The sequence below is a fragment of the Nocardia sp. CDC519 genome (assembly GCF_059509835.1).
The window spans coordinates 2,762,277-2,788,739 of sequence record NZ_CM183377.1 but is presented as its reverse complement, the minus strand read 5'-3'; the positions used below and the strand labels follow the sequence as shown (position 1 = coordinate 2,788,739).

Annotated in this window: 24 protein-coding genes; 11 read left to right on the top strand and 13 right to left on the bottom strand. The window is 70.3% G+C overall.

Translation table 11 applies throughout. The features are described 5' to 3' along the window. Window positions 1-61 precede the first annotated feature (61 nt). The 3 genes from cobN to AC5W7N_RS12555 form a co-directional block, all read right to left on the bottom strand. Window positions 62-3,763, bottom strand: a complete 3,702-nt coding sequence (cobN, locus tag AC5W7N_RS12565; protein WP_495923776.1) for a cobaltochelatase subunit CobN — start codon at window positions 3,761-3,763, stop codon at window positions 62-64. A gap of 312 nt (window positions 3,764-4,075) precedes the next feature. Then, complete coding sequence (gene curA / locus AC5W7N_RS12560) at window positions 4,076-5,131, bottom strand: NADPH-dependent curcumin/dihydrocurcumin reductase (protein WP_163810654.1); 1,056 nt, start codon at window positions 5,129-5,131, stop codon at window positions 4,076-4,078. 47 nt (window positions 5,132-5,178) lie between these two features. Next, a complete protein-coding gene (locus AC5W7N_RS12555; protein ID WP_194990276.1) occupies window positions 5,179-5,748 on the bottom strand; it encodes a TetR family transcriptional regulator in 570 nt (189 codons plus the stop codon). Between the two features lie 89 nt (window positions 5,749-5,837). On the opposite strand from AC5W7N_RS12555, the gene AC5W7N_RS12550 reads away from it, so the two are divergent. Then, entirely contained in the window at window positions 5,838-6,299 is a 462-nt protein-coding gene (locus tag AC5W7N_RS12550; RefSeq protein WP_163810650.1) for a DUF4334 domain-containing protein, read from the top strand. After that, window positions 6,299-7,387: an NAD(P)-dependent alcohol dehydrogenase gene (locus AC5W7N_RS12545; RefSeq protein WP_495923773.1), complete on the top strand. Its 1,089-nt coding sequence runs from the start codon at window positions 6,299-6,301 to the stop codon at window positions 7,385-7,387. The genes AC5W7N_RS12550 and AC5W7N_RS12545 overlap by 1 nt, the downstream gene beginning before the upstream one ends. Here AC5W7N_RS12545 and AC5W7N_RS12540 read toward each other — a convergent pair. Then, window positions 7,377-8,210, bottom strand: a complete 834-nt coding sequence (locus AC5W7N_RS12540; protein ID WP_228815097.1) for an AraC family transcriptional regulator — start codon at window positions 8,208-8,210, stop codon at window positions 7,377-7,379. The two genes, AC5W7N_RS12545 and AC5W7N_RS12540, sit on opposite strands and share 11 nt — an antisense overlap. 77 nt (window positions 8,211-8,287) lie before the next feature. Between AC5W7N_RS12540 and AC5W7N_RS12535 the strand changes: the two genes are divergently transcribed. Further along, window positions 8,288-9,106 carry an alpha/beta fold hydrolase gene (locus AC5W7N_RS12535; protein ID WP_194992807.1) on the top strand — a complete coding sequence of 273 codons (819 nt, stop codon included), beginning with the start codon at window positions 8,288-8,290 and terminating at the stop codon, window positions 9,104-9,106. A gap of 40 nt (window positions 9,107-9,146) precedes the next feature. Here the strand turns inward: AC5W7N_RS12535 and AC5W7N_RS12530 are convergent, their stop codons facing one another. Continuing rightward, window positions 9,147-9,479 carry an ArsR/SmtB family transcription factor gene (locus tag AC5W7N_RS12530; RefSeq protein ID WP_163810644.1) on the bottom strand — a complete coding sequence of 111 codons (333 nt, stop codon included), beginning with the start codon at window positions 9,477-9,479 and terminating at the stop codon, window positions 9,147-9,149. Next, window positions 9,469-9,900 (bottom strand): SRPBCC domain-containing protein, encoded by a 432-nt coding sequence (locus AC5W7N_RS12525; protein WP_194992808.1) that lies wholly within the window; start codon window positions 9,898-9,900, stop codon window positions 9,469-9,471. Before AC5W7N_RS12525 ends, AC5W7N_RS12530 begins: the two co-directional genes overlap by 11 nt. Window positions 9,901-10,470: 570 nt before the next feature. On the opposite strand from AC5W7N_RS12525, the gene cobG reads away from it, so the two are divergent. From cobG to AC5W7N_RS12500, 5 genes are all read left to right on the top strand, one after another. Continuing rightward, window positions 10,471-11,649 (top strand): precorrin-3B synthase, encoded by a 1,179-nt coding sequence (gene cobG, locus AC5W7N_RS12520; protein WP_495923770.1) that lies wholly within the window; start codon window positions 10,471-10,473, stop codon window positions 11,647-11,649. Window positions 11,650-11,861: 212 nt separating this feature from the next. After that, window positions 11,862-12,497, top strand: coding sequence for a precorrin-8X methylmutase (locus AC5W7N_RS12515; RefSeq protein WP_163810638.1), 636 nt, complete (start codon window positions 11,862-11,864; stop codon window positions 12,495-12,497). Beyond that, complete coding sequence (locus AC5W7N_RS12510; RefSeq protein WP_194992109.1) at window positions 12,494-14,089, top strand: precorrin-2 C(20)-methyltransferase; 1,596 nt, start codon at window positions 12,494-12,496, stop codon at window positions 14,087-14,089. Before AC5W7N_RS12515 ends, AC5W7N_RS12510 begins: the two co-directional genes overlap by 4 nt. Window positions 14,090-14,164: 75 nt before the next feature. Further along, the gene (locus AC5W7N_RS12505; RefSeq protein ID WP_495923767.1) at window positions 14,165-14,791 is read left to right on the top strand and encodes a PadR family transcriptional regulator; all 627 of its coding nucleotides are present in this window, start codon (window positions 14,165-14,167) and stop codon (window positions 14,789-14,791) included. Between the two features lie 232 nt (window positions 14,792-15,023). After that, window positions 15,024-15,668 (top strand): dihydrofolate reductase family protein, encoded by a 645-nt coding sequence (locus AC5W7N_RS12500; RefSeq protein WP_495923765.1) that lies wholly within the window; start codon window positions 15,024-15,026, stop codon window positions 15,666-15,668. A 10-nt stretch (window positions 15,669-15,678) separates the two neighbouring features. Here the strand turns inward: AC5W7N_RS12500 and AC5W7N_RS12495 are convergent, their stop codons facing one another. The 4 genes from AC5W7N_RS12495 to dprE2 form a co-directional block, all read right to left on the bottom strand. Further along, complete coding sequence (locus AC5W7N_RS12495; RefSeq protein ID WP_495924097.1) at window positions 15,679-16,449, bottom strand: cobalt-precorrin-6A reductase; 771 nt, start codon at window positions 16,447-16,449, stop codon at window positions 15,679-15,681. After that, window positions 16,446-17,069 (bottom strand): DUF8020 domain-containing protein, encoded by a 624-nt coding sequence (locus tag AC5W7N_RS12490; RefSeq protein WP_194992110.1) that lies wholly within the window; start codon window positions 17,067-17,069, stop codon window positions 16,446-16,448. Before AC5W7N_RS12490 ends, AC5W7N_RS12495 begins: the two co-directional genes overlap by 4 nt. A gap of 108 nt (window positions 17,070-17,177) precedes the next feature. Continuing rightward, entirely contained in the window at window positions 17,178-18,428 is a 1,251-nt protein-coding gene (gene cbiE / locus AC5W7N_RS12485) for a precorrin-6y C5,15-methyltransferase (decarboxylating) subunit CbiE (protein WP_495923763.1), read from the bottom strand. Between the two features lie 40 nt (window positions 18,429-18,468). After that, window positions 18,469-19,233, bottom strand: coding sequence for a decaprenylphospho-beta-D-erythro-pentofuranosid-2-ulose 2-reductase (gene dprE2, locus AC5W7N_RS12480; protein WP_195019564.1), 765 nt, complete (start codon window positions 19,231-19,233; stop codon window positions 18,469-18,471). A 164-nt stretch (window positions 19,234-19,397) separates the two neighbouring features. Here dprE2 and AC5W7N_RS12475 point away from each other — a divergent pair, with 164 nt between their 5' ends. Then, window positions 19,398-19,805 carry a PPOX class F420-dependent oxidoreductase gene (locus AC5W7N_RS12475; protein WP_163810624.1) on the top strand — a complete coding sequence of 136 codons (408 nt, stop codon included), beginning with the start codon at window positions 19,398-19,400 and terminating at the stop codon, window positions 19,803-19,805. A 185-nt stretch (window positions 19,806-19,990) separates the two neighbouring features. On the opposite strand, the gene AC5W7N_RS12470 is transcribed toward AC5W7N_RS12475, so the two are convergent. Beyond that, complete coding sequence (locus AC5W7N_RS12470; RefSeq protein ID WP_495923760.1) at window positions 19,991-21,118, bottom strand: M24 family metallopeptidase; 1,128 nt, start codon at window positions 21,116-21,118, stop codon at window positions 19,991-19,993. A gap of 137 nt (window positions 21,119-21,255) precedes the next feature. On the opposite strand from AC5W7N_RS12470, the gene AC5W7N_RS12465 reads away from it, so the two are divergent. Both AC5W7N_RS12465 and AC5W7N_RS12460 read left to right on the top strand, forming a co-directional pair. Then, window positions 21,256-22,227: a 5'-3' exonuclease gene (locus AC5W7N_RS12465; RefSeq protein WP_195019565.1), complete on the top strand. Its 972-nt coding sequence runs from the start codon at window positions 21,256-21,258 to the stop codon at window positions 22,225-22,227. 40 nt (window positions 22,228-22,267) lie between these two features. After that, window positions 22,268-22,834 carry a histidine phosphatase family protein gene (locus AC5W7N_RS12460; RefSeq protein ID WP_195019566.1) on the top strand — a complete coding sequence of 189 codons (567 nt, stop codon included), beginning with the start codon at window positions 22,268-22,270 and terminating at the stop codon, window positions 22,832-22,834. A 94-nt stretch (window positions 22,835-22,928) separates the two neighbouring features. Here the strand turns inward: AC5W7N_RS12460 and AC5W7N_RS12455 are convergent, their stop codons facing one another. Together AC5W7N_RS12455 and AC5W7N_RS12450 are read right to left on the bottom strand one after the other, a co-directional pair. After that, window positions 22,929-23,684: a DUF4333 domain-containing protein gene (locus AC5W7N_RS12455; protein ID WP_163810616.1), complete on the bottom strand. Its 756-nt coding sequence runs from the start codon at window positions 23,682-23,684 to the stop codon at window positions 22,929-22,931. 77 nt (window positions 23,685-23,761) lie between these two features. Beyond that, window positions 23,762-26,461 (bottom strand): DEAD/DEAH box helicase, encoded by a 2,700-nt coding sequence (locus AC5W7N_RS12450; RefSeq protein ID WP_495923758.1) that lies wholly within the window; start codon window positions 26,459-26,461, stop codon window positions 23,762-23,764. Window positions 26,462-26,463: the final 2 nt, after the last annotated feature.

Sequence of the window (26,463 nt, the reverse complement as noted above, 5' to 3'; positions counted from 1 at the left end):
CGTGGCACCGGCACGCCATGCGAGTGCCGATGCGAGCACCGCGTGGTGACGAGCCCCGGAACTACTCGAGCTCGCCCTCGGTCTCCAGGTAGATCTGGCGCAGCCGGTCCAACGTCTCCTGTTCCGGGGCGTCCCAGAGGTTGCGCTCGGCCGCCTCGAGCAGGCGTTCGGCGATGCCGTGCAGCGCCCACGGATTGGACTGCTCCATGAACCGGCGGTTGACCTCGTCGAAGACGTAGCTTTCCGCCAACTTCTCATACATCCAGTCCGCGACCACATCGGTGGTGGCGTCGTAGCCGAACAGGTAGTCCACGGTCGCCGCCATCTCGAACGCGCCCTTGTACCCGTGCCTGCGCATGGCCTCCAGCCAGCGCGGATTCACCACGCGGGCACGGAACACCCGGGAGGTTTCCTCCGACAGGGTGCGGGTGCGCACGGCGTCGGGGCGGGTGCTGTCGCCGATGTAGGCCTCCGGATTCTTCCCGGTCAGTGCACGGACCGTGGCGACCATGCCGCCGTGGAACTGGAAGTAGTCGTCGGAGTCGGCGATATCGTGCTCGCGGGTGTCGGTGTTCTTGGCGGCCACGGTGATTCGCCGGTAGGCGGTGCGCATATCGTCGGCGGCGGGCGCACCGTCGAGGTCGCGACCGTAGGCGTAGCCACCCCAGGTGGTGTACACCTGGGCGAGGTCGTCGTCGGTGCGCCAGCTCTTGGAGTCGATGAGTTGCAGCAGGCCCGCGCCGTACGTGCCGGGCTTGGAGCCGAAGATGCGGGTGGTGGCGCGGCGTTCGTCGCCGTGCTCGGCGAGGTCCGCCTGGGCATGTGCGCGCACGTAGTTCGATTCGGCCGGTTCCTCGAGGGCGGCCACCAGCCGGACGGCGTCGTCGAGCAGGGCCAGCACGTGCGGGAACGCGTCGCGGAAGAAACCCGAGATGCGGACGGTGACGTCGATGCGGGGACGGCCGAGCTCCTCGGCGGAGATCACCTCGAGCGAGGTGACGCGGCGGCTCGCCTCATCCCACACCGGCCGCACACCCAGCAGCGCGAGAACCTCGGCGATATCGTCGCCGGAGGTCCGCATCGCGGAGGTGCCCCACACCGAAAGACCCACCGAGCGCGGGTATTCACCGTGGTCGGCGAGGTAGCGCGCGAGCAGCGAATCAGCCATCGCCTGACCCGTTTCCCAGGCCAGTCGCGACGGAACGGCCTTCGGATCGACGGAATAGAAGTTGCGGCCGGTGGGCAGCACGTTGATCAGGCCGCGCAGCGGCGAACCGCTCGGCCCCGCGGGGATGAAACCGCCGTTGAGAGCGTGCAGGACGCGCGCGATCTCGATGCCCGTCTCCCGCAGCCGTGGCACCACCTCGGTCGCGGCGAACCGCAGCACGGACTTCACTGCCGCCACCCGCTCGCTCACGGCGAGGCCACCTGCCGGCGCGACGGTGACGGCGTCGGCGCCCGTACCCGAAGCGGCGCTGTCCGTCGACGGGGACGAATCGCCCGCGTCGATCGCGGTCGCGAAGTCGTTTACCAGCGACTCGACCGCGTCGACCGACCAGTTCTCGGCCTGCAACGCGGCGAGCAGTTCACGGGCACGGGCTTCCACCACGTCGACTCGCACCCGGGCCTCGTCACCGGCTTCGCTGAGGCCCAGCGCCTCTCGCAGGCCGGGCACGTTCTGTTCACCACCCCACAGCTGGCGGGCGCGCAGCATGGCCAGGACCAGGTCCAGCTCCATCTCGCCCTCGGGCGCCTGGCCGAGCACGTGCAGACCGTCGCGGATCTGCACGTCCTTGATCTCGCACAGCCAGCCGTCGACGTGCAACAGCATGTCGTCGAAGGAGTCTTCGTCGGGGCGTTCGGACAGGCCGAGATCGTGGTCCATTTTCGCCGCGCGCATGAGCGTCCAGATCTGCTGGCGGATCGCGGGCAACTTGGCCGGGTCGAGCGCGGAGATGTTGGCGTGCTCGTCGAGCAGCTGTTCCAATCGCGAGATGTCGCCGTAGCTTTCGGCGCGCGCCATCGGCGGGATCAGATGGTCGACCAGGGTGGCGTGCGCGCGGCGCTTGGCCTGGGTGCCCTCGCCGGGGTCGTTGACCAGGAACGGGTAGATCAGCGGCAGATCGCCGAGGGCGGCGTCGGTGCCGCAGGAGGCGGACATGCCGAGTGTTTTGCCGGGCAGCCATTCCAGATTGCCGTGCTTGCCCAGATGCACCATGGCGTCGGCGCCGAATCCGCCCGCCGATTCCGGCGCCGACAGCCAGCGGTAGGCGGCCAGGTAGTGGTGGCTCGGCGGCAGGTCGGGGTCGTGATAGATGGCGACCGGGTTCTCGCCGAAACCGCGCGGCGGCTGCACCATCAGCACGATATTGCCGAAACGCATGGCCGCGATGACGATCTCGCCGCCCGGATCGCCGGAGCGGTCGACATACAGCTCACCCGGCGGCGGACCCCACGCCTCGACCACGGCCTCGCGCAGATCCTCCGGCAATCCCTCGAACCACGCGGTATAGGTGGCGGCGCCGATGCGGATCGGGTTGCCTTCCAGCTGTTCGGCGGTGAGCCAGTCCGGGTCCTGGCCACCCGCGGCGATGAGGGCGTGGATCAAGGCGTCGCCGTCGCGGTCGTTCAGACCTGGAACCTCGCTCGGGTCGCCGAGATCGTAACCGGCTTCGCGCAATTCGGTGAGCAGCCGGATCGCGCTGGCGGGGGTGTCGAGGCCGACGGCATTGCCGATGCGGGCGTGCTTGGTCGGATAAGCCGAGAGCATGATCGCGAGCCGCTTCTGCGCGGCCGGGATGTGGCGCAGCCGAGCGTGGCGGACCGCGATGCCGGCGACGCGGGCGGCCCGTTCGGGATCCGGGACGTAGGTCGACAAGCCGTCGGCGTCGAACTCCTTGAACGAGAACGGCACCGTGATGATGCGGCCGTCGAATTCGGGCACCGCCACCTGGGTGGCCACATCCAGCGGCGAGAGGCCGTCGTCGTTGGCTTCCCACTGGGCGCGGCCGCTGGTCAGGCACAGGCCCTGCAGGATCGGCACATCGAGTTCGGCGAGCGCCCCGACATCCCAGGCCTCGTCGTCACCGCCGGCCGAGGCGATCGCGGGCTTGGTGCCGCCCGCGGCCAGCACGGTGACGACCAGGGCGTCCGCGGCACGCAGGGTGTCGAGCAGTTCCGGTTCGGCGGTGCGCAGCGAGGCGCAGTACAGCGGTAGCGGGCGGGCTCCGGCCTGCTCGATGGCGGTGCACAGCGCGTCGATGTAGGCGGTATTGCCTGCCAGATGCTGGGCGCGGTAGTAGATGACCGCGACGGTCGGGCCGTCGACCTCGGCGGCGTCGCGCTCGAGTTCCCCCCAGCTGGGCAGCTGCACCGGCGGCTCGAAGCCGTGCCCGGTGAGCAGCACGGTGTCGGAGAGGAAGTGGTGCAGCTGCCGCAGATTCTCCGCACCGCCCGCGGCCAGGTAGTTGTGCGCGTCGGCGGCGACACCGGCCGGCACGGTCGAGCATTCCATCAGCTCGGCGTCGGGGGCGAGTTCACCGCCGAGGGCGACCATCGGCACACCGCTGGCGCGGACCGCGTCCAGACCCTCTTCCCAGGCTCGTTTGCCGCCGAGGATGCGCACGATGACGAGGTCGGCGCCGTCGAGCAGGGCAGGCAGATCCTCCACCAGCAGCCGCGCCGGGTTGCCCCACCGGTAGTCGGCGCCGCTGGCGCGCGCGCTCAGCAGATCGGTGTCGGAGGTGGACAGCAGCAGGATCACGGGTGAGACCTTCCTCGGGTGACGCGCCCAGCGGGTTAGCGCTCGCCGGAGAGGGTCTGGCTGTTCACAGTGGCGCGACCGCACCGGAATTTCACCGGTTTCCTCATCGCCCGCCGAGCCCCCGGATGCTACCGCGCGAGCCGCCGGGCGCCCGCATCGCCCGCGGACGGGCCGCCGACGCCTACTGTCCTCGTGCCCGCGTCGCGCCGCCGGCTCGGCCGACTCATCCGGGTCGACCGGGACGGTGGCATCGGCGCGGCATTCGCTTCCCCGGATATCACTCGGCGGAGGGGTTCGCGTATCGCCGCTCCGCTACTCGGCGACGCGCACCAGCAGCTTGCCGACATTGTTGCCGACCAGCAGGCCCTGGAACGCGGTCACCGCCTGGTCCAGGCCGTCCACGATGTCCTCGAGGTAGGCCAGGCGGCCGTCGGCGACCCAGGCGGTGGCCTGGTGCAGGAAATCCTCCATCTGGGTCGGCGCGAATTCGGTCTGGATGAAGCCGCGCACAGTGAGGCTCTTGCGCAGGATCAGGCCCATGAGCAGGCCGAGGCGGTCGGGGCCCGGCGGGAGTTCGGTCGCGTTGTAGGCGGCGGCGAGCCCGCAGACCGGGATCCGGGCGAAGCTGTTGAGCCGCGGCAGTACCGCGTCCAGGACCGCGCCGCCGACGTTCTCGAAATAGACGTCGATGCCGTCCGGGGTGGCGGCGGCCAGCTGGTCGGCGAAGTCGTCGGCGCGATGGTCGATAGCGGCGTCGAAGCCGAACTTCTCGGTCAGCAGCCGCACCTTCTCCGGGCCGCCGGCGATGCCGACGGTGCGGGCACCCTCCAGTTTCGCGATCTGCCCGACCGCCGACCCCACCGGACCGGTGGCGGCGGCCACGACCAGCGTCTCCCCCGGCTGCGGTTTCCCGATATTGCGCAGCCCCGCGTAGGCGGTGAATCCCGGCATCCCGAGCACGCCGAGCGCGGTGGTCACCGGCGCCTTCGCCGGATCGAGCGGACGCAGGTAGGCCGCCGATTCCAGCGAATGGGTCTGCCAGCCGCCGTAGCCGAGCACGATATCGCCGGGCCGCACCGCACTGTCACGCGATTCCAGCACCCGCGACACGGTGGCGCCGACCATGGTCGCGCCGATCGCCACCGGCGGTGCGTAGGAGGGTGCATCGCTCATCCGCCCGCGCATGTACGGATCCAGCGACAGGTACAGCGTTTGCAGCAGTGCCTGGCCGTCACCGGGCTCGGGCAATTCGGCGGTCTCGGTGCGGAAGTTCTCCGGCTGCGGCGCACCGACCGGACGGGACGCCAGCACGATACGAGTGGTCTCGACGGACACGGTTCCTCCTATGGGTCGGTGTGGTTCGATCATGCGCCTCGCGCGCACCGGCGGAAACGGCGGCCCGGAACGCGGGCCCACTACGGCGCGACGAGTCGCCGGGCCGCCAGCACGGTCGCGGCCCGATGCGCCGCCGCCCGCTGCGTCCCGCCCGCGCGCCGCCCCGCGACCACGGCGTGCATGGCGCTGGTGCGGGCCAGATCGGTGAGCATGCGCAGCAGCGCCGGGGCCGGGATGTCGGCGGTGATCAGCCCTTCCTGCTGTCCGCGGCGCAGTTCGGCGAGTTTCGGGTCGATGGTGCGGCGCACGACCTGGGCGACGTCCTCGTCGTCGGCGGGTTCGAGTTCGGACCAGGCTTGTAAGCGCGCGTTGTCCGGGTACGCGACGAAATGGTCGAACAGCCGGCCCACATAGCCGGGCAGATCGTCGGCGCGCAGGGCGGTTTCGGCCGTGGTTTCGGCGGTCCAGCGTTCGGTGACGGCCAGGTAGAGCTCGCGTTTCCCGGGGAAGTAGGCGTAGAGCCGGTCTTTGCTGGCCCGGGCCGCGGCGGCGATGCGGTTGATCCTGGCTCCGGCGATGCCGTACTCCGCGAACTCGGCCTTGGCCGCCGCGAGAATCCGCTCCCGGGTCGCCTCACCTGCCGCACGCATGCCGGCATCGTAGCTTGCCGAACCATTTGGTTCGGAACTATGGTCGTTGGCGAACCAAATGGTTCTGGAACCGGCGAGACGAGGACACGATGACCGCGCGATGGCAGGAACTCAGGGATCGGACCGAGGGCGTTTCGGCCGCCGAACTGGACGACCTGTGGGGCCGGCTGCGGCCCGCCCGCGCCGAGGACATCCTCGGCGAATGGCGCGGTGACGCGTTCCAGACCGGCCACCCGCTGTGCCGGGCACTGCCGGCCAGCCGCTGGTACGGCAAGACGTTCCTGGCGCTCGACGACGCGAAACCACTGATCTGCCGGGCCGAGGACGGCACCCTGTTCTCGAACGTGGAACTCGGGCAGGGCGAAGCGACGCTGTGGAATATCGAATTCCGCGGCGAGGTCACCGCGACGATGGTCTACGACGGGCGCGCGGTCTTCGATCATTTCAAGTGGCTCGACGAGACCACTCTGATGGGCATCATGAACGGGCGCCCCGAACTGGTGCTCTCGCGCGGTGAGCACTTCTATTTCCTGTTGGAGCGGGTGTCCTGATGCGCACGACCGCGGTGCTCTCGCGTGACCCGTCCGCGCCCTTCACGATCGAGACGGTCGAGGTCGACCGAGCACGCGCCGGTGAGGTGCTGGTGCGGATCCACGCCGCCGGCGTGTGCCACACCGACCTGGTGAGCCGGCGCGCGGGCGCCGCCGACCGGCCGGTGCTGCTCGGGCACGAAGGAGCGGGCGTGGTCGAGGCGGTCGGCGCGAACGTGCGTTCGGTGCGGCCGGGCGATCACGTGGTGCTGACGTTCCGGCATTGCGGCGCGTGCGCGAACTGCCGGGCCGGACGTCCGGCCTACTGCAGGCGCGCGAACGCGTTGAACCAGTTCGGCCGGCGCGCGCACGAGCAGCCACGAGTGACCGTCGACGGCGCCTCGGTGCTGGACGGTTTCTTCGGGCAGTCGAGCTTCGCCGGGTACGCACTCGCCGCCGAGGACAACACCGTCGTCATCGACTCCGCGATCGACCTCGCCGTGGCGGCACCGTTCGGGTGTGGATTCCAAACCGGCATGGGCGCCGTGCTCAACGTCCTCCGCCCGGAGCCCGGCTCCTGGTTGACCATCTACGGTGCGGGCGCGGTCGGGATGGCCGCGTTACTGGCCGCCCGGACGATCCCCGGAGTTCGTGTCGCCGTCGTGGAAACATCCGCCGCGCGCCGCGACCTCGCCCGTGAACTCGGCGCCGACGCCGCCATCGACCCGGCGGAATCGCCCACCACCCCGGCGATCCGCGAGCTGACCGGCGGCGGCGCGACCCATGCCCTCGACACCACCGGCGTCGCGAGCGTCCTCGGTGATGCCGTCGCCGCGCTCACCACGGGTGCGACGGTGGTCGCCGTCGGGCTGGGCGCCGGTACGCCGCCGATCGATGTCAGCGAGATCGTGCTGCACGGCAAGACTATTCGCGGGTGCCTGGAGGGCGATGCGGTACCTGGCGAATTCATTCCGCATCTGCTGCGGCTGCACGGGCGCGGTCTGCTGCCGGTGGAGCGGCTCATCGCCTGCTACCCGCACACCGAGATCGGTTCCGCGCTCGCGGATCAACGCGCGGGCCGGGTCGTCAAACCCGTCCTCACGTGGTGAGGTCCGGCGGCCACGCGATGTCATCGATCGCGAGCCACGGTGCCCGCGCCACAGCGGCCGGGGTCAGGTCGGTGATCGCCTTGGTGCGACGGTGCAGATGGGATTGGTCGGCGTAGCCGGCCTCGACCGCGGCGTCGGCGGGCGGGCGCCCTGCCGCCAGCAGATGGGCGGCGTGGTCGAAACGCACGAGTTCGGCCGCGTGCTTGGGCGTCACCCCGACATGGGCACGGAAGCGCGACCAGAGCCGCTGACGGGACCAGCCGGTCTCCGCGGCGAGAGCCTGGATCCGGACCAGACCTCTGGTGCGCACGGCCTGGTCCCAGGCGAAGGCGATCTCCGGTGCGACATCGAACCTTCCAGGTACCCGGCTGCGCAGGAACGCGGCGGCGAGGGCGAACCGGTCGTCCCACGACGGCGCCGAGCGGAGTCGCTCGGTCAGCTCCGCGGACCGATTGCCCCACAGCCGCGCCATCGGTGTCACGGCGCCGCCGATGACGTCGGTGTCGCGCAGCACCGCCGCCGCGACCACGGGCGACAAGCGGATCTGCAGGACGTCACCCGAACCGGCACCGGCGATACGTATCGCACCGCCGTGCAGGCCGACGATCGCGCTTCCCGCGATCGGCCGCCCGAGCACGTCGTACACGATGCCGTTCTCACCGAGATCGATCAGAAGCGTGACCAGGGGGTGCGGGATCATCGTCAGGTCGACGGTAGCGACGTCGCGATAACGGAAACCGGCCATCCGGACGCCCGGAGCGGGGCGTCGGACGGGGACGACGACATCGACCCGGCTCCAGTCCCATCCGGCCGGTGCGGTCATGGTTCCCAGGCTAACCGCCGCACGCCGGCCCGACATTCGTTCAATACCGACGCCGAATCCGCGGCGACGCTATCGGTATGAGTTATTCGATTTCCGCAGGCACTCGTGTCGACACGACCGTGCACGGCGTGCGTGTGTCCGTCGACGGAGACCCGGCCGCACCGCCCGTGCTACTGGTCCACGGTTCGGGCGCGACCGGCGCCACCTGGGCACCGGTGATTCCGTCGCTGACCACCGGCTACCGGGTCATCACGATCGACCTTCCCGGATGCGGCCGCTCCGCGCCTGCGCCGACGTACGCCGTTGCGCAGCAAGCGGATCGGACGGCGATGGTGCTGGATGAGCTCGGCATCCGGAACCCGACGGTGGTCGGACATTCCAGCGGCGGGTACGTCGCCACCGCACTGGTGGAGCGGCGGCCAGACCTGGTCGGTGAACTCATCCTGGTCAGCACGGGACCAAGTCTGTCGGCGCTGCTTCCCGAGCCCGCGATCGTCCGGTTGCTGTCCACACCACCCTTCGGCCGGCTGGTGTGGGCGATTCGCACCGACTCGATGATCCGCCGGGCCGTCGCGGCGACGGCGGCGGTTCCCGTCACGGTGCCGGATGCGGCTCTGGCCGATCTGCGCGGGATGTCCTACCGAACCCTGCGCGCGATCCTGGCCGCCAACGGCGACTACATCGCCGCGCGGTCCGTGCCCGAGCGCCTCGTCGACGCCGGCAAGCCGGCTCTGGTGATCTTCGGAGATTCCGATCCCCGGTGGGATCCCGCATCGGCACACCAGTACGAGGCGGTGCCGGGCGCCGAGATCGCATACCTGCGCGGAGTCGGGCATATCGCGATGCTGGAGGACCCCGGCGCGCTGAGCCGCCTGATTCTCGACCGCGCGCAGTAAGCGGCCGGGCGCGGCTTCCCGCAGGCCGCGCCCGACGCCCTCACGACCGATCGAGATGGTCCTTCAACACATCGAGCCGACTGTCCCAATCGCGGGCGAGCGCAGCGAGGAATTGCTGCGCCACCCGCATGGGCGCCGAATGCAATCGGTAACGCACACGGCGACGCTCGCCCGGTTCGGCGACGACCAGCCCGGCTTCCGACAGCAGCGCAAGGTGTTTCGCGATCGCCTGCCTGGTGATCGGGAGCCCGGCGGCCAGATCGGTGGCCGTGGCGGGGCCTGCCGAGGCCAGCTCCGCCAGGATGGCACGGCGGCTCGGATCGGCCAGTGCGATGAAGACCTGTTCGGCGATCGCCTCGTTCTCAGGCAGCATCGAGATAGGTCACCAGTTCCCCGAGCTCCTTCGCCCACCCGTCGACATTGCCGGAATGGGCGGTCTTGTGTTCGTCGGCGGCGAGTTGCGCGAATCCGGTCTCCACGACGGTCAATCGGGTGCCGTCGCCGGTGGGTTCCAGGGTGAACTCCACGTAGGTGCGGCGCGGATCCTCGGCGGGCAGGCCGTAGATCTGCCAGGTGAAACCGAAGATGCGCGGGCGCTCGACCCGTTCCACCCGCAGTTGGTGCGAGCCGTGCTCGTCCCAGCGCAGCCAGGCCTCGCCGCCGGGGCGTAGATCGATGCTCGCCTCATTGCCGAACCAGGTGCCCAGCCCCTCTGCCGTGGTAATCGCCGTCCACACCTTCTCCGGCGGATGCGCCAGCTCGACGGTCCTCTCGATTCGATCAGGAAATCCCATGATGCACTCCTTTAGTAGCAACCCAACGGTTGCAATAGTATGGCAACCGATTGGTTGCGTCAATGTTTGGCGCTCCCCGATCTCCGATAGGCGGGCGTCGCCCCGGTCGCCGTAGTCGGGGTCGCCGTTCTCAGGGGTCGCCGGTCGCCGTAGTCGAGGGTCGCCGTTCTCAGGGGTCGCCGGTCGCCGTAGTCGAGGGTCGCCGGTCGCCGTCGCCGTCATCGGTGGTCGTCACCGGTCGCCGTCACCGGTGGTCGTCGCCGGTGGTCGTCGCCGGTGGTCGTGCCGGTCGTCGTCATCGGTGGTCGTTGCCGGTGGTCGTCGCCGGTGGTCGTGCCGGTCGTCGTCATCGGTGGTCGTTGCCAGTAGCTACGCCGGTCGCCATATCCGGTCGCGGTCACCTGGCCGTCAGAGTCGTCACCGGGCGCCGTCACCAGGGACCGGTCCCGTCGCTGGTGGCCGTTGTCGCGCGCCGGCGCCGGTACCGTGCGCGTTGATGAATCCCGCGAGCGGCCTCCGCCCGGAGACAGCCGACCGAGCCCGTCGGCAGGCCCGTAAGCTGGACCGATCATGGCGCGCACTGATTCGGATTCCTGCCCTGGCGTGTTGCGGTTGCACGAGGCCGCCGATGGACCGCTGGCGCGCGTGCGTGTGCCCGGCGGACGGCTGGAACCGCACCAGGTGCAGGCGCTGGCTGCGGCCGCCGACGAGCTCGGCGACGGCAATATCGAACTCACCTCACGCGGCAACGTGCAGCTGCGGCAGGTGCGCGATGCCCGTGAGCTGACCGGCCGATTGGAAGCGGCGGGACTGCTGCCCAGCCGTACACACGAGCGGATACGCAATATCGTCGCCTCGCCGCTGTCGGGACGGATCGGCGGGCTCGCGGATGTGCACCCGCTGGTGGGCTCCCTCGATGCCGGATTGCGTGCGGCGCGGCGGCTCGCGGACCTGCCCGGACGGGTGCTCTTCGCGCTGGATGACGGGCGCGGCGACGTCAGCGCGCTCGGCCCCGATATCGGTGCGCACGCCGTCGGCGCCGACGAGTTCGCCATCCTGCTCGCCGGTCACGACAGCGGCCTGCGGGTCTCGGCCGCCGATACCGCAGACGTGCTGCTGGCGGCCGCGTACGGATTCCTCGAGCTCGGCTCCGGTCATTGGCGCCTGCACGAGATCGAGGACGGCGCCGAACGTCTCGTCGAGTCACTCGGGCTCACGCCGGTCTCGGCGCGTGTGGACATCACCGCCGCGCCGCCCCCTCCGATCGGTTGGCTCCCGCAGGACAACGGCCTGGTCGCGCTGGGCGCGGGCGTGCGCCTGGGTTCCCTGCCCGCCCGCACAGCGGAGTTCCTCGCCGCCGTCGAGCGCCCCGTCTTCCTCACCCCCTGGCGCTCGCTGGTGCTCACCGACCTCGACGAATGGCCCGCCGAGCAGGTGGTGCGCGTGCTCGCCCCCATGGGCCTGATCTTCGACGCGAACTCCCCCTGGTTGCAGGTCACCGCCTGCGCCGGCCGCCCCGGCTGCACCAAATCCCACACCGACGTCCGCGCCGACGCCACCGCCGCCATCGAATCCGGCCGCGTCGCCCCACCCGGCACCGAGGTCCCTTCCCTCGAAGCCCCGACTCCCGCCGATCAGATCATCGCCGCGGGCCGCCAGCACTGGTCCGGCTGCGACCGCCACTGCGGCCGCCCCACCGGCCCGATCACCGACGTCATCGCGGGTCCCGACGGATATCGGATCGAATAGGCCTGGACAATCGGCTGCCGACCGATCATCGGCAGGCGCCAGCCCGGGCTCCGTCCCCAGCCCCCAGCCGGGGGAACGTGACCGCTGAACCGGCCGTGTCATCGGCCGCGACGGTGGACATCTGGATCCCCGACGCTGCGTGATCGTGGGCGCGAGCCGACGTGGTCGACCCACGGCAAGGCGCACGCGGGCCCGGTCATAGGCTGAGCGGCATGTCCGACGTGCGTGCCAGTTACCTCACCGACGCGGCCGAAATCTATCGGCGGTCGTTCGCCACGATCCGCGCCGAGGCGGATCTGAGCGGGTTTCCGCCGGATGTCGCGCAGGTGGTGGTGCGGATGATCCATGGATGCGGGCAGGTGGATTTGGCGGAAGATGTCGCGTTCACTCCGGGAGTGGTTGCTGCGGCGCGGGCGGCCCTGCGGGCGGGGGCGCCGATTCTGTGTGATGCGAACATGGTGGCCTCCGGAGTGACGCGCAAGCGGCTGCCTGCCGATAACGAGGTGCTCTGCCTGCTGCGCGACCCGCGAGTGCCGGAGTTGGCGCAGCGGCTGGGCACCACCCGGTCGGCGGCCGCGCTGGAACTGTGGCGCGACCGGCTCGGCGGCGCGGTGGTCGCCATCGGCAATGCGCCGACGGCGCTGTTCCACCTGCTCGACATGCTGGATGCCGGAGCGCCGCGACCGGCGGCGGTACTCGGCATCCCGGTCGGATTCGTCGGCGCCGTCGAATCCAAGGACGCCCTGATCGAGGCCGGCGGGGTCGACTACCTGACCGTGCGCGGCAGGCGCGGGGGCAGCGCCATCACCGCCTCGGCACTGAATGCGATTGCGAGCGAACAGGAATGACCACGGCGGGCAAACTGTGGGGCATCGGGCTCGGCCCCGGCGACCCGGAACTGGTGACGGTCAAGGCGGCGCGGATCATCGGCGCGGCCGACGTGATCGCCTTCCACAGCGCACGGCACGGCCGCAGCATCTCGCGCGCCATCGCCGAACCGTACATGCGGCCGGGTCAGCTCGAAGAACATCTCGTCTACCCGGTGACGACCGAGACCACCGATCACCCCGGCGGCTATCAAGGCGCCATCGACGAGTTCTACGAGCAGGCTGCCGAACGACTGGCCGCTCACCTGGCCGCCGGGCGCAGCGTCGCGCTGCTGGCCGCGGGCGATCCGCTGTTCTACAGCTCCTATATGCATATGCACCGGCGGCTGGCCGACCGGTTCGAGGCCGAGATCATCCCCGGCATCACCTCGGTGAGCGCGGCGTCGGCGGCACTCGGCACCCCGTTGGTCGAGGGCGAACAGGTGCTGACCGTGCTGCCGGGCACGATGGCTGTCGACGAACTCACCGAACGCCTGCGCGACGCCGATGCCGCTGCCGTCATGAAGCTCGGCCGCACCTATCCCGCGGTGCGCCGGGCACTCTCGGATGCCGGCAAGCTGGGCGAGGCCTACTACGTCGAGCGGGCCAGCACCGGGCGTCAGCGGGTGCTGCCCGCCGCCGACGTGGCCGATGACGAGGTCCCCTACTTCGCCATCACCATCGTGCCCGGACCGGAACCGACCACGCCGTTGCGCCTGAGCGCGCCATCCGGAAATCGTTCGGACGCACAGCATTCGGCCGGCAATGCCGGTGTGGCCGATTCGGCGACGGCCTTCGATCCGATCACGCCGACCGAGCAGCCGGCCGATTCCGGCGAAGTGGTCGTGGTCGGTCTCGGCCCGGGCGCGACCGCGTGGACGACCCCGGAAGTGGAGCGCGCGCTCGCCGAGGCGACCGACCTCGTCGGCTACACCACCTACGTCGACCGCGTGCCGGTGCGTCCCGGCCAGCGCAGGCACGCCAGCGACAACCGGGTCGAATCCGAACGCGCGGCCATGGCATTGGATCTGGCCAAGAACGGTGCGCGGGTCGCGGTCGTCTCCTCCGGCGACCCGGGCGTCTTCGCGATGGCCGCCGCTGTGCTCGAGGAATCGGCCGATCCGCAGTGGAAGGGGGTTCCCGTCCGGGTGCTGCCAGGGGTGACCGCCGCCAATGCCGTCGCGAGCCGGGTCGGCGCACCACTCGGCCACGACTACGCGATGATCTCGCTGTCGGATCGGCTCAAACCGTGGGAGGTGGTCGCGCGCAGGCTGTCCGCGGCCGCGGCCGCGGATATGGCCATCGCCATCTACAACCCGGCGTCGAGCCAGCGCACCTGGCAGGTGGCCGCCATGCGCGATGTGTTGCTCGAGCATCGCACCCCACTGACGCCGGTGGTGATCGGCCGCGACGTCGGCGGCCCCACCGAATCCGTGCGCGTGGTCTCGCTGGGTGATCTCGACCCGTCCGACGTCGACATGCGGACGCTGCTCATCATCGGCGCCTCGACCACCGCGGTCGTCGAGACCGAGGACGGACCGCGCGTCTACACCTCCCGGCGCTACCAGGTCTGAGTCGCTGCCCGCAGCCGGTTCCGGCAGCGGGTAGACTCGTCAACATTCCACTATGGAGTGTTGAAGGGAGCTGGAGTGGCGGACCGCGCGCGGACACGACCGCTGAACTCGACGGCCGCCTCCCTCCTCGGCTTCCTGCACGAGGGCCCGATGTCCGGGTGGGATCTGGTGAACCTGGCCCAGGACCGGATCGGCGATTTCTGGACCATCACCCAGAGCCAGGTCTACCGCGAGCTCGCCGCCATGGACGCCGCGGGCCTGGTCGAGAAGGGGCAGACCGGTGCCCGCGAACGCACTCCCTACCAGATCACCGAGGCCGGACGCGGCGCCTTCCGCGAGTGGATCGCCCGCGACCCCGGCGCCGAAACCATCCGGGTCCCCCTGCTGCTGACGATGTCGTTCGGCGAACACCTCGACCCGGCCCATCTGGACGAGATCATCGCCGCGGGCCGCGACGTCCATCAGCGCCGCCTCGACGGTTACCTGCACGAAGACTGCGCAGGCATGCGCCCCCACCAACGTGCCACCCTCGAATTCGGCATCGCCTACGAACGCGCCGTCCTCGAATGGTTCGACCGCCTCCCCGCCCTCCTCGGCCGCGACCGCCCCGAGGTGGGTGCGGCGGTGCCGTCGCCGCAGCGGGATCGACCACGCCTCCATGACACCACCGGGGTTGGCGAACGGACCGGAGCCGGTCACTGAGGTGATCGATCGGTCGATGCCCGAACCCGGCCGGCCGTCAGCCTGAATCTGCCGCCCGCCGACGCGCTTCGGGGATTGATCGGCGCGCTGCGACGTTGAGTTGAGCCAACTCACCCGCACCACCAGACCGGACGATCGCAACCGCGACAGTCGTCCTCCCAACTGGTTGCATTGCCGAAGCAGTGCCGGTACGTTCATAACTGCTTGCGAATTGCAATCAGAAAGGGTTCCGATGACACAGTTCGTGCGGGTGCAGAACTTCAGCATTTCCCGCGATGGGTACGGCGCCGGCGTCGGGCAGAGCCTGGAGCGGCCGTTCGGGCATGCGAATCCGGCGGACTTCATGTCCTGGGCGGGAGCCACCGCGCACTGGGTGAACCGGACAGAGCCGGGCGGGACCTACGGCCTCGACGACTACATCACTCGTGATTACGCCAACAATATCGGCGCGGAGATCATGGGGCGCAACAAGTTCGGACCGCAGCGGGGGCCGTGGGAGAACTACGACTGGCAGGGCTGGTGGGGCGATGAACCTCCGTTCCGCACCCCGGTTTTCGTGCTCACTCATCACCCGCGGCCGTCCTTCACGCTGGCCGACACCACGTTCCACTTCCTCGATGCGACCCCGGAACACGCCCTGGCCCGCGCATTCGAGGCCGCCGACGGCAAGGATGTCCGGATCGGCGGCGGAGTGGCCACGGTGCGGCAGTTCCTCGACGCCGGTCTCATCGACCAACTGCACGTGGTGGTCGCGCCCGTCGAACTGGGCAAGGGGGAACGGTTGTGGTCGAGCCCGGACGAACTGACCGATCGTTTTCATCTCGAGCGGATTCCGAGCCCCAGCGGGGTGGTGCACCACTTCTTCTGGCGGCGGTGAACGCCCACCGTCACGAGTCCACGAGCCCTGGTCGAGCGCCGCTGTCCCCGCGACGATGTAACCACTCCACCGCATCGGCAACGGTAGCGACGACCTCGATGCCCGCGGGGAGCGCGGGCCGGTCGATCATCAGCACCGGCAGCCGCGCCGCGCGCGCGGCCGTGAGTTTCGCGGCGGTATCGGCGCCTCCGCTGTCCTTGGTGACGAGGACGTCGATCCGGTGCCAGGCCAGGAGTTCGGACTCCGCTTCGACACTGAAAGGCCCACGCGCGAGCAGCAATTCGTGGCGCGGCGGCAACGCCGTTTCGGGTGCGTCGATGGCGCGGATGAGGAACCACTGAGCGCGATGGCCGGCGAACGCGCCGACACCCTGGCGTCCGATGGTGAGAAATACCCGCTCCCCCAACTCGGCGACTCGCGCCGCCGCGGCCGCGAGGTCGGGCACGCGAATCCAGGTGTCGCCCGGACCGGCCGACCAGCCCGGGCGGCTCAGCCGCAGCAACGGGGTGCCGGCGGCGCGGCAGGCGATCGCCGCATTGCCGGTGATGGTGTCGGCGAACGGGTGGGTCGCGTCGACGACGGCATCGATCCGCCGGGTCAGCAGGAACTCGCGCAGGCCCTGTGGTCCGCCGAACCCGCCGACGCGGACCTCGCCGGGCGGCAGGAGGGGGTCGCGAACACGTCCGGCGAGCGAGGAGACGATCGCGAATCCTCGCTCGCCGGAGGCGATGCGGGCCAGTTCCCGGGCCTGCCGGGTTCCGCCCAGGATCAGGATGTTCAGGGCTGGCCGCTGAAGTAGGCCAGGCCCGCGTTGAGCAGCTCCGGGCCACCCGCGACCGCGAGGCCGATGATGGCGCCGAGCACCGCGCCGGGCAGGATGCCGACACCGAAGAACAAGATGCCCACCGCGGCGCCGATCAGGCCGCCGACCAGCGCACCGAGCGAGGCCCGCTGCAGTTCGGCCATGAACCAGCCCTGGGCAGAGATGAACTCGGCCTGGCTCGGCGCTACCGCGGTCGGGGTGACCTGCGGGGTCAGGGTGAGCTTGCTGCCGTCGGCGTCGACGCTCGCGGCGATCTCGACCGGCTGCCCCTTGGCGGTGGCGGTCAGCGGGATCGTGGTGACGACGGCGCCGTCGGCGTTCTTCAACGTCACCGTCTTGTCGTCGGTGTCGAGGCTGAAGGCGCCCCCGGTCACGGTGGTGACCAGCGACTTGCCGGCCTCGGCGAGCTCGAGGGTGTAGTCGACGCCCTGGTCTTCGCCGGTGACCGTTGGCACCGCGGTGCTCTGGTCCTGGGCAGCGGGCGGGGTGGGCGAAGGAGCGGCGTAGGAGGTTCCTGCGCTGACCCCGGTGGCGGCGACCGCGAGAAGAGCGGTGGCGGCGAACTTCTTGTACTTCATGTAACTCCCCGGTCAGGAAATTCGGTTTCCGATCGCGATCGGAACTCGGACCAGACCCTACCGCGTGGAACAGCCCTGTTTCACCCGTGGGCACGACCGGATCGCCGCTCAGGCCGAGCCCTTGACCACCGACCATTGCGCCACCGGCAGCTGCGGCCGCCACGCGGTGAACCCGCCGAGGGGCTCGGCCCGGTAGACCTGGAATTTGCGCAGCTCACCGCCGTGCGCGGCGGCGAGACCGACCAGCATGGCCTCGGTTTCGGCGGTCACCGCATTGGCCACCAGCCGTCCACCCTGGCCTAGATGTGACCAGCATGTCTCGAAGACGCCGTCCTGGGTGAGTCCGCCGCCGAGGAAGATCGCATCGGGTACGGGCAGGTCAGCGGTCGCGAGTTCGGCTCGGACCTCACCGCGCACCTCGACGGCCGGGGCGCCGAGCGCGGCGGCGTTGTCCGCGATCCGCTGCCTGCGCTGGTCGAGCCGTTCGAAACTCACCGCCCGGCAGCTGGGGTGGGTGCGGCACCATTCGATGGCGATGCTGCCGGAACCGCCGCCGACGTCCCAGAGCAGTTCGCCGGGGGCCGGTGCGAGAGCACTCAGGGTGAGTGCACGGATCTCGGATTTGGTGAGCTGGGTGTCGCGGCCGTACAGGATGTCGGGCAGCCCGGGCAGTCGAGTCGTGCGGGGCCGATCGGAATCGGCGGCGACCTCGATCGCCACGATATTGAGCGGGTCCGTGCGCGGGTCGTCCCAGGTCGAGGCGGTCGCGGTGACAATGCGCTCGCCGGAGCCGCCGAGCTGTTCCAGAACGGTGAGCGTCGAGGAGCCGAAACCGTTGCGGCTGAGCAGCTCTGCGATGACGGTGGGGGTGCCCGCGTCGGCGCTGAGCACGAGGATGCGGCGCCCGTCGGTGAGCTCGGGCAGCAGGTTCGCCGGTGCGCGGCCGACCATCGAGACCACCGGGATCTCGGCGAGCGGCCAGCCCAACCGCGCGCAGGCCAGCGACGCCGACGACGGTTGCGGAAGCACCCGCAGCGAGGCCGGGCCGAAGAGCTTGGCCAGCGTCACGCCGATGCCGTAGAACATCGGATCGCCGCTGGCCAACACGCATATCCGGGCGTCGGCGTGCGCGCGCAGCAGGTCCGCGAGTGCGGGCAGCAGCGGGGACGGCCAGCTGATCCGCTGTGCGGTCACCTCGTCGGGGACGAGCGCAAGTTGGCGCGGCGAACCCATCAGCACGTCGCAGTGGGTGACCGACTCTCGTGCCGTCGCGCCGAGGCCGCCCCATCCGTCCGCGCCGATTCCGACGACCGCGATGGGAGCGCCGGACCATCGGAGGGGATCTGGGCGCCCGGTCATCGCGTCCATGGGGCAACCGGCCCGGACACCGCACCGTGGTTCATCGCGGCATCCTGCGCCAGATCGGCTGCGGCAGCATCCGGAACGCGATGAACACCAGCCGCAGGATGCCAGGCACCACGACCCGCTCCGCTCGCCGACGCAGACCCGTGACGACGGCCTCGGCGACCTGACCGGGCGTGCTGGAGAACGGCGCCGGCGCCATTCCCTCGGTCATCCGTCCGATGACGAATCCGGAGCGCACCAGCATCAGGTGCACGCCCGTGCCGTGCAGGGCGTCACCGAGCCCGCTGGCGAACCCGTCCAGGCCGGCTTTGGCCGAACCGTAGACATAGTTCGCGCGCCGCACTCGCACGCCGGCGATGGAGCTGAAGACCACGAGCTGCCCGCTGCCCTGGGCGCGCAGCAGGTTCGCCAGCACCGTCAGCACGCTGACCTGTGCGGTGAAATCGGTGTGCACCACCGCGAGCGCGTGCGCCGGATCGCGCTCGGCGCGCGCTTGATCGCCGAGGATGCCGAAGGCCACCACCACGACCCCGAGCGGCCCGTGTTCGGCGGCGATCTTCTCCAGCAACGCGGGATGGCTCGCGGTGTCGTCGGCATCGAATTCCACGCAGTGCACCGCCGACGCGCCAGCGGCTTCGATCGCCGCCGTCTCGGCCGCGAGGTCCCCGCTGCGCCGCGCCGCGAGCACGACGGTCCGCCCCGCCGCCACCCGCCGCGCCACTTCGAGCCCGATTTCGCTGCGCCCGCCGAGCACCAGCACCGTCCCCGCGTCGAGTTCTCGCGCACTACGCCGTCCCATGCGCCCATCCTGTCATCCCGGCCGCGGCTGATCGCAACCACGAACGGCTATCGACTGCCCCGATCCCCGGTGTCGGCCTTTCGGAGGCCTGCGGCGGGGGCGGGGCGCAGCCCTCGAGCCGATGCGGTGACAGCTCGCACTACGCAGGTCGCTACGGTCGAGGCATGGCGATCGGTGCTGCTGTCCAACTCTCCCCTGCCGCTGTCGAGTTCGTGACCGAACGACATCTGGCCACTCTCACCACACTGCGCGCCGACGGAACACCGCACGTGGTGGCCGTCGGGTTCACCTGGGACGCCGAGGCCGGGATCGCGCGCATCATCACCAACGACGGGTCGGTGAAGGTGCGCAATGTCCGGCGCTCGGGGTACGCGGCGGTCAGTCAAGTCGACGGGATCCGCTGGCTGACGCTGGAAGGCCCGGCGACGGTGCTCGACGATCCGGTCAGCGTCGGCGAGGCGGTGCAACGGTACGCGGGGCGCTACCGGGTGCCGCGGGAAAACCCGACGCGCGTGGTCATTGCCATCCAGGTGCAGCGGATGCTGTCCAGCAGCACATTGCGCGCCGAGTGAGCGTCGGCGACGGGTGAGCGTACGCCCGCACCCGGGCGCCGACTGCCGACGCCGGATCGCCAGGCGCGCACCGCCCGCCCGCACGCCGATCGCGGTCCGCAACCCGGCGCCGTAGTCGACTGCCGACGCTGGATAGTCAGGCGCGGACCGCCACCCCGGAGCCGGTGGCAGCCCGGGGTCGCGGCTCAGAGCACCGTGAGTCCGTGCGGGCGCTGATTCATCGGTTCGGCACCGTCCTCGGTGACGACGACGATGTCCTCGATGCGAGCGCCCCACTCGCCGCGGAAATAGATGCCCGGCTCCACGCTGAACGCCATGCCGGGCCGCAGTTCGAGCTTGTTGCCCTCGACGAGGTAGGGCTCTTCGTGCACCGACAGGCCGATGCCGTGCCCGGTGCGGTGCACGAACGCCTCACCGAGTCCGGCTGCCCGCAGCGGTTCGCGGGCGGCGGCGTCCACCGATTCGGCAGTGACACCGGGACGCACCGCGGCGACCGCCGCCGCCTGGGCCTCTTCCAGTTCGGCGTAGCGGGCGGCCACCTCGGCGCGGGGCTCACCGAGGACGTAGGTGCGGGTGCAGTCGGAGTTGTAGCCGGTCGCGACCGGGCCGCCGATATCGATGACGACGACGTCGCCCTGCTGCAGCCGCCGCTCAGACTTGCTGTGGTGCGGGTCGGCGCCGTGCGGGCCGCTGCCGACGATGATGAACTCGGCCGCGGTGTGCCCTTCGGCGACGATGGCCTGCTCGATATCCGCGGCGACCTCGGCCTCGGTGCGACCGGGCAGCAGCCATTCGCCCATCCTGGCGTGCACCCGATCGATCGCGGCGCCCGCTTCCCGCAATGCCTCGATCTCGGCGGCGTCCTTGATCATGCGCAGCTCACGCAGTACCGGTGTGGCCGAAGCGGGCAGCCCGCTGAACGATTCGGCCAGCGGGATCAGATGCAGGGCGGGCATGGAATCGGTGACCGCGACCCGGGATCCGACATGCAGAGCCGACTTCACGATCTGGTACGGGTCGACACCATCGACCCAGTCCAGCACCTGCAAACCCAGATCCGATGCCGCGGAGCCCGCCAGCGAGGCCAGTTCCAGTTTCGGGATCACCACCGACGGCGTGCCCTTGTCGGCCGGGATGACCAGGCAGGTCAGCCGCTCGAACGAGTCGGCGGCCGAACCGATCAGATAGCGCAGATCCGGGCCGGGCGTGATGAGCAGGGCGTCGAGGTGAGCCTCGCGCATCAGCTGTACCGCGCGCTCGAGCCGGTCGGCGTAGATGTCCGCCGCGAATCGTGAATCCGTGTGCGAGCTCATACCGTCCGACGTTACCCGTAGCACCGGCCGCTCGGATCGACTCCGGCCGTTCGGTGTTGCTGGGAAAGTCGCGGACCGGGCCCGCCCTCCGGGTGTTTCCGTCCGGCAGTGTCGGTCCAGGCGGGTAACCTCGGCCCGTGACGTCAGCCGCTCCCGCTACCGGTCCCCTGCTGCTGCTCGACGGGGCCAGCCTCTGGTTCCGCGCCTTCCACGCGATCCCGGAGAAGATCACCGCCCCCGACGGCCGCTCGGTGAACGCGCTGCGCGGCTTCACCGATATGGTCGCCGCCCTGATCACCCGCCACTCCCCCAGCAGGCTCGTGGTCGGCCTGGATCTGGATTGGCGGCCCCGGTTCCGGGTCGATCTGGTGCCCACGTACAAGACCCATCGCCTCGACACCTCCGCCGAGGCGGCGCCAGGTGCCGAGGAAGTGCCCGATCGGCTCACTCCGCAGGTGGCGATGATCCTCGACGTGCTGGCGGCGGCAGGCATCGCCACCGGCGGCGCCGAAGGCCTCGAAGCCGATGATGTGCTCGGCACACTCGCGACCCGCGAGCAGACCGATGAGGTGATCGTGGTGAGCGGCGACCGCGATCTGCTCCAGCTCGTCCGCGATACCCCGGCGCCCCCGGTCCGCGTGCTCTACGTGGGCCGTGGGCTGGCGAAGGCCGAGCTGTTCGGACCGGCCGAGGTATCCGCGAAATACGGTGTGCCGCTGGAGAACGCGGGCCCCGCCTACGCCGACATGGCGACGCTGCGCGGCGACGCCTCCGACGGCCTGCCCGGTGTTCCCGGTATCGGTGAGAAATCGGCCTCCACACTCATCACCCGCTTCGGGTCGCTGGATGCGTTGCGTGCCGCCGTCGACGACCCGGCCGCAGATCTCTCCCAGGGCATCCGCACCAAACTCCGTGCCGCCGAGGCCTATCTGACCGCCGCTGCCCCGGTGGTCCGTGTGGTCCGCGACGCCGACGTCGCCCTCTCGCGCCCCGACATTCTCCCCACCACCCCCGCAGACCCCGACCGCCTGCGCGAACTCGCCGTCACCTACAACGCCGACAGCCCCATCACCCGACTCATCACCGCCATGGGCGCGCCCCGCGGCTGAACAGCCCGTAGCCGGGCCCCGCGGCCCGCACAATCGATGCATGCGACCGACACTGCTGCTCGTCCGGCACGCCGACGCCGGGATACCCCGCGCCGACGGACCCGACGACCACCGTCGCGCGCTGACCGCCGCGGGCCGCCGCTCGGCTCGGCGACTGGTCTCCGAGCTGCTCGCCTGCGGTCCGACCGTAGTGGCGTCGAGCCCGTATCTGCGTGCGGTGCAGACCGTTGCGCCCACCGCACAGGCGGCGGGCCGCGCCGTGCGGACGGATAGTGCGCTGCGGGAATGGGATTCGGGGATCGCGCCGACGCCGGACTACGCGCGCTGGTACGCGCGGAGTTGGGCACGACCGGAGACGGCTCGGCCGGGTGGTGAAAGCCTGCGCCAGTTGTCGGAGCGTGCGGTGTCAGCGCTGAGTCGATGGGCGGAGGCAGCCGGTGGGCCGATCGTTGTCGGCAGCCGCGGGACGTTCATCGCCGCCGCACTGGCCGGATACGGAATCGCCGGCATCGGGTGGCCGTTCGTGCGGGCCATGCCGATGCCGGCGATTTACCGATTGGAGTTCGATCCGAGCGGTGCGGTGGTCGTCGCGGGCCCCGGGCTCTGAGGCGCACCCGACATTCTCCGGCGCTCCGACCCGGGCCGGGCCGTGCCGCGGGTGGCGGACCGGTGCCGCGGGTGGCGGACCGCCCGATCGAGGATCAGCTCGGGCGGCCGACCTCGTAGGTGCCGTCATCCTTGGTGATCTTGACGCTGACCTTCTTGGCCTCACCGCTGACCTTCAGGTCGCAGGTGAAGGTCGCGTCGACCTTGACTTCTTGGCCTGCGGGGCAGGACACATCGCTGACGTCTTCGATGCCGTAGGACTCCGAGAGCACCTTCTGCACACCGGACTGCACGGCCGCCTGATCGAGTTCGTCCTTGGCGGTGAGCAGCAGGATGAGCGCGACGATGCCACCGACGATCGCGACACCGAGCACGGCCAGACCGATGATCAGGCCCTTGCTCTTACCGCCGCCGCCACCGCTCTGCTGCAGGGGCTGCTGCGGCTGGTTCGGGTTCCACTGCTGCTGGCCCTGCTGGCCCCAATCCTGTTGCGGCTGCTGGGGTTGACCCCATTGCTGCTGCGGCTGCTGTTGCGGCTGGCCCCACTGCGGCTGGGGCTGCTGCGGCTGCGCCCAGGGCTGGCTCTGCGGCTGGCTCGGCTGCTGGGGCTGGCCCCACTGCGGCTGGCCGGGTTGTTGCGGCTGGCCGGGCTGCTGTCCCCACTGCTGCTGCGAGCCCTGCTCAGCACCGCCCCACTGCTGGGTGGGCTGGGCCGCGGACGGCTGCTGGCCGCCCCACTGCTGGGTCGGCCCGGCCCCGCCGGGCGCCTGCTGTCCACCCCAGTGCTGGGTGGGATCGTTGCGTCCCTCCCCGGGACCAGGGGCGTCGTTCGGTCCGTACGGGCCGCTCATCTGGTTGCCTCCACTCGCATCGGTACACACACGGTAGCCCCCCGCGTGCGAAAGAAATCAAATCACAAACGCTTTTCTCACGCGGCGTCCACCGCGACGACACCCCGCCGAATCGCCCGCACCGCCTTGGCCGCGGTGGCCGCCACCTCCACGTCATCGGCGGTGTTGTGGATCTGGTCGAGCAGGTCGATCACCTGACGGCACCAGCGCACGAAATCGCCTGCCGACAGCGGCGCACCCTGATCGCCGCTGGCGAGCAACGACTCGGCCAACCCGTCGCCGCGCGCCCAGGTGTGGATACCGGTGACGAATCCGAGATCGGGTTCCCTGGTGGGCGCGAGCTTGTGCCTGGCCTCGTCGGTGCGCAGCTGCGACCACACGCCCACGGTGGCTCCGACCGCCCGGCGCACCGGTTCGGTGGGCCCCGACGCGCCGAGATAGCCGCCTTCCTGACGTGATTCGTAGACCAGGATCGATACCACCGCCGCCAGTTCGGCCGGCCCGAGTCCACGCCACAGCCCCTGCCGCAGGCATTCGGCGACCAGCAGATCGCTTTCGGCGTAGATCCGGGCGAGCCTGCGGCCATCCTGGGTGACCTCACCCTCCTGCACGAACCCGCGTTCTTCCAGCAGACCGAGGATCCGATCGAAAGTGCGGGCCAGCGAGTTGGTGGTGGCGGCAACCTTCTGGCGCATGGTGTCGGTTTCCCGCGACAGCCGGGCATACCGTTCGCCGATGCGGCTGAGCTGCTCGCGGTCCGGCCGGTGGTGCGCGGGGTGGGCCCGCAGGCTGCGCCGCAAGGTGGCCAGTTCACGATCTTCGGCGGCGCGAGCACGCTGGCTGCGCCGCTGGCGCCCGGGCGCGGCGATGCCGGTGCTGCGCAGGGCCGAGGCCAGATCGCGGCGGGTGCGGGCAATGCGGTGATCGACCCGGCGCGGCAGGCGCATATGCCCGAGTGCCTGGGCGGGCACCGGGAAGTCGGCGACCGAGATCCGGCCCGCCCACTTGTCCTCGGTGAGCACGAGCGGGCGCGGATCGCCGGGCGTGGCATCGGGTTCCAGGATCACCGCGAGCCCGGCGCGACGCCCGGAAGGAATCGCGACGACGTCACCGCGCCGCAGCGAGGTGAGCGCCGCGACCGAGGCACCGCGCCGATCGGCCCTGCCCTGCTGTTCCAGCTGACGTTCGCGCTGCTTGATCCGCTCGCGCAGCGAGAAGTACTCGAAGAAATCGCCCTCGACTCCGCCCAGTTGCCCGGCGAGCTTGCGCAGCTGGTTCTCATTGCGTTCGATACCGCGCACCAGTCCGACCACCGAGCGGTCGGCCTGGAACTGCGCGAACGAACGTTCCAGCAGGGCCCGCGCCTCGGCGGCGCCCATCCGGTCGATCAAGTTGATCGACATGTTGTAGCCGGGACGGAACGAGCTACGCAGCGGATAGGTGCGGGTGGAGGCCAAGCCGGCCACCGCACTGGTGTCCACCTCTGGCTGCCACAGCACCACCGCATGGCCCTCGACGTCGATGCCGCGGCGCCCGGCACGGCCGGTGAGCTGGGTGTATTCGCCGGGGGTGAGTTCGGCGTGCGATTCGCCGTTGAACTTGACCAACCGCTCCAGCACCACGGTGCGAGCGGGCATGTTGATGCCGAGCGCGAGGGTCTCGGTGGCGAACACCGCGCGCACCAGACCGTTGACGAACAGCTCTTCCACGGTGTGCCGGAAGGCCGGGAGCATGCCTGCGTGGTGCGCGGCCAGCCCGCGGTGCAGCGCCTCGCGCCACTCCCAGTAACCGAGCACCTCGAGATCGGCCTTCGGCAGCTCGCCGGTGTGCTTCTCGATGATGGCGTCGACCTGCTCCTGGTCCTGCCCGCGCCCCAGGTCCAGCCCCGAACGCAGGCACTGGGCCAGCGCGCCGTCGCATCCGGCGCGGCTGAAGATGAACGTGATGGCGGGCAGCAGACCTTCCTCGTCCAGCTTGGCCAGCACCTCGGGGCGCGGCAGCGGACGGAAGTCGCGGCGCCCGCCGCAGCGACCGCGCGGGCCGCCCCAGGAGTTCATCCGGTCCGCGCTTTCCCGATGCCTGATGTAGCGCACCAGGTCCTCGTCGACGAGCACCTTCTGCTCGGAGGAGTTGCTGTCGAACAGATCGAACATGCGCCGGCCGACCATGACGTGCTGCCACAGCGGCACCGGGCGCGTCTCGTCCACCACCACGGCGGTATCGCCGCGCACGGTCTCCATCCAGGCGCCAAACTCTTCGGCGTTCGACACCGTGGCCGAGAGGCTGACCAGCCGCACTTCCGGCGACAGATGCAGGATGACTTCTTCCCACACCGCGCCGCGGAAGCGGTCGGCCAGATAGTGCACCTCGTCCATCACCACATACGACAGCGCGTGCAGCGCGTCCGAGGACGCGTAGAGCATGTTGCGCAGCACTTCGGTGGTCATGACCACGATCGGGGCGCCGGAGTTGATCGACTGGTCGCCGGTGAGCAGGCCGACCTCGGCCCGGCCGTAGCGGGCGGTGAGATCGGCGTACTTCTGGTTCGACAGCGCCTTGATGGGCGTCGTGTAGAAGCATTTGCCGCCGGTGGCCAGCGCCAAGTGCACCGCGAATTCACCGACGACGGTCTTGCCCGCGCCGGTGGGGGCGCATACCAGCACGCTGTGTCCCTCTTCGAGGGCGCGGCAGGCCTGCTGCTGGAAGGGGTCAAGCCGGAAGGTCAGATCGGCGGCGAAGCTCTCCAACTCGCCCGTCAGCGACCGGTTCTGTGTCACCC